3 protein-coding genes are annotated in these 2,685 nt (G+C 46.3%); all 3 read left to right on the forward strand.

Features of this window, described 5'->3' with window-relative positions; translation table 11 throughout:
* Nucleotides 1-284 precede the first annotated feature (284 nt).
* Nucleotides 285-662, forward strand: coding sequence for a hypothetical protein (locus tag ACR2PX_RS16055; protein ID WP_434000366.1), 378 nt, complete (start codon nt 285-287; stop codon nt 660-662).
* A gap of 54 nt (nt 663-716) precedes the next feature.
* Nucleotides 717-1,909 (forward strand): IS3 family transposase gene (locus ACR2PX_RS16060; RefSeq protein WP_434000367.1). Its coding sequence is split into 2 segments (ribosomal slippage): nt 717-1,017 and nt 1,017-1,909, totalling 1,194 coding nucleotides; the frame shifts between segments, so codons are not numbered across the junction.
* Between the two features lie 170 nt (nt 1,910-2,079).
* Nucleotides 2,080-2,433, forward strand: coding sequence for a hypothetical protein (locus ACR2PX_RS16065; RefSeq protein ID WP_434000368.1), 354 nt, complete (start codon nt 2,080-2,082; stop codon nt 2,431-2,433).
* Nucleotides 2,434-2,685 lie beyond the last annotated feature (252 nt).

Below are 2,685 nucleotides of genomic sequence, written 5' to 3' on the forward strand. Positions count from 1 at the left end.
ATTGTCTGAGTAGGCATCCGAAGGATAGAGGGTCATAGGGTTCTAATTTCCTGCTTGGTAGTAAAGTACACGTCATTCATGGCCTGTTGAACCTGAGAACGGATATTCTTCAATAGTTCGGAAGATTGCTGAATCAATCAACCGAACCGCCGTGGTACGTGATCCGTATGGCCGGTGTTGTGGGAGGAGCAGAGTCGTGAGGCTCTGCCCTATCCCGATTATGTGGCGTTGTCAGTGAGTAATCTACTAAGCTGATAAATCATCTAATTAGTATGATTTAGATTATGAATATAAGAAGTTGGTTTGTTATATTTTTTATAGTTACTTGCCCATTTTTAAAAGCGCAGACCGTAACTGTTACAGAATATTCCGGTATTGCAGAGGGTAAGAGTTATATCTTGCGCTCCTACACTGAAATTGGATCAGAAAATCCCTCATCTACTATTACTCTCTCTGAATCAGGTACAAACAATTCTACGAAAGTTTCTAATTTTTTTTACGTTGCTTCAAATAGAATTAAAATTATTATAAATAACAACGGAATTGATTCTTTTATCCTACTTCATTTAGCGTCAGAATCTCCTTCAGAGTACGTACAACAAGTAGAGCGAGTACCAGATTTTTCTGATTATACATGCCACATAACAAAAAAATTCAGGTGACTAGACCTCCCCCGCTTTAGTGGACACCTCATTCCTAACTGAGCGAGGTGTTTTATGAGTTCTTACAGACCCGATAAACCAACACGTCGATACACCAACGAGTACAAGGTCAGCGCTGTCCGGCTCACCTTCAAACCCGGTGTCATGATCAAAGATGTGGCCCAGTCTCTGGACATTCATCCGTTTATGTTGTCCCGTTGGCGCAAAGAGTATTTTGAGGGCAACCTTGTGGCCGACGAACGTAAAGTGACCAACAACCTGATCAGTGTGCCGAAGAAGAAGGAGCTGACTGACAGCGAGCGCATCAAGAAGCTTGAGACTGAGAATACTGCTCTCAAGAAGGAGGTCGACTTCCTAAAAAAGTGGGAAGCGTTTCTCACGGAGCAACGCCGGAAAGGTTCGCATTCGTAGCTTGGCACCGCCAGCGCTTTGGTATCAGCTTTCTCTGCAAGCGGCTGAATGTTACCCGCAGTGGCTTTTATGCCTGGCAGTCACGCAAACCCAGCCAGCGGAAGCTGGAGGATGAATGTTTGCTTCAGCGTATTCGATCTATTTTTAACAAGAGCAAAGGCCGCTATGGCAGCCCCAAAGTCTTTTTCGCGCTCCGCAGTCAAGGTCTCGCCGTTGGACGCAAACGGGTTGAACGTTTGATGAGGGAAGCAAACCTGGTTGCCCGTGTGGCACGTATTTATCGGCGTAAGCCTTTGCCTCAACGGGCCTGTGATCCGGTTCCGAACCTACGCAAGGATTTACCAAAACCAACGGGGATCAATCAGCACTGGACCTCTGATGTCACCTATTTAAAGCTCAATGGGCGCTGGATGTTCCTGGCCGTGGTGATGGATCTTTACTCCCGGCGTGTTGTGGGCTGGTCGCTGAAAAACAACAGAACGGCTGCCTTAACCAAAGCCGCTTTGCTGATGGCCATTCGCAATCGTCGACCTGGCAAGGGACTGCTGTTTCATACCGATCAGGGCATAGAGTATCGAGCCAGTGAGATACAGAAAATACATCATCGCTATGGTTTCACGCCCAGTATGAACCGGGCATACCGGTGTACAGACAATGCTGAGATGGAGTCTTTCTTCCATACTTTCAAAGGTGAGTTCTTCACGGGAACGACGTTCCGAAGCGTTCATCAACTGCGCGACGGCATAGCGGGATATATACAACATTTTTATAATCGGACTCGACTGCACTCGAGCCTTAATCACAAATCTCCGGTAGAATACGAGATGGCTGCTTAACTGTAGACAGGTGTCCATTTTATCGGGGGAAGATCAGACGCCTGCGGCGCACCTGAATTTGGCGTTATGTGGCACCCAAAATAAATAACATTTGAACTAAACTGGATCGGCTCTGTCAAAGTGCTCTGTGCTATAGAGCACAACACCTAAACTCTCACAGAGGACACGAAATGACTGGGAAATCTAATCTGATCACCACAACTCCTGCCACAGTCAAAGCATATTTGGTTGATTGTGATCGAGACTGCGGTGATAACTCAATCGTATATCACTATGAGCCTATTATTGCTTGGATGCACGAGATTGACCCTGTATCACTGGAAACCGGTGGTAGATCTTGCTTTCCCATAACAGCTTTATATGGAGTAAGAACAACAGAATACGCTGTCTATTTTCCTGAAGAAGATTATTGGCAAATCCATCAAGATTCTCCAGAGATGCCAGGAGATATTTCTGCAAAAGGAAAAGCAGAGCTAGAGAAGCATCTTGCAAGTTTGCTCGAAAAAGAAGAAGTAAAGCAATAAAAAATCAAAAGGCTGTGCTCAGTATCAGAACCAGCCACATAATCGGGTAGCCAGAGGTCTCTAACCCCCAGCCCCCACAACACCCTGCATGCGGCTCCGCACAGGGCGTTTCATCAGCCGTGATAAAGCTTGATCCATCCGTCGCGTAGTGCGTATAACCCCTGCGATTTTAAATAGGCATTCGACAATGCCTGATTAATTCCCGGTGTCTTCGAACTACGCCACGGGCCTTTACTGGTCAGACCACAGGCA

The organism is Endozoicomonas sp., assembly GCF_051008435.1.
Lineage (GTDB): Bacteria > Pseudomonadota > Gammaproteobacteria > Pseudomonadales > Endozoicomonadaceae > Endozoicomonas_A.

What these genes read in the sequence shown, in the direction of transcription:
- ACR2PX_RS16055 (WP_434000366.1), top strand. Translation starts at nt 285, where the DNA reads ATGAATATAAGAAGTTGGTTTGTTATATTTTTTATAGTTACTTGCCCA.
- ACR2PX_RS16065 (WP_434000368.1), top strand. Translation starts at nt 2,080, where the DNA reads ATGACTGGGAAATCTAATCTGATCACCACAACTCCTGCCACAGTCAAA.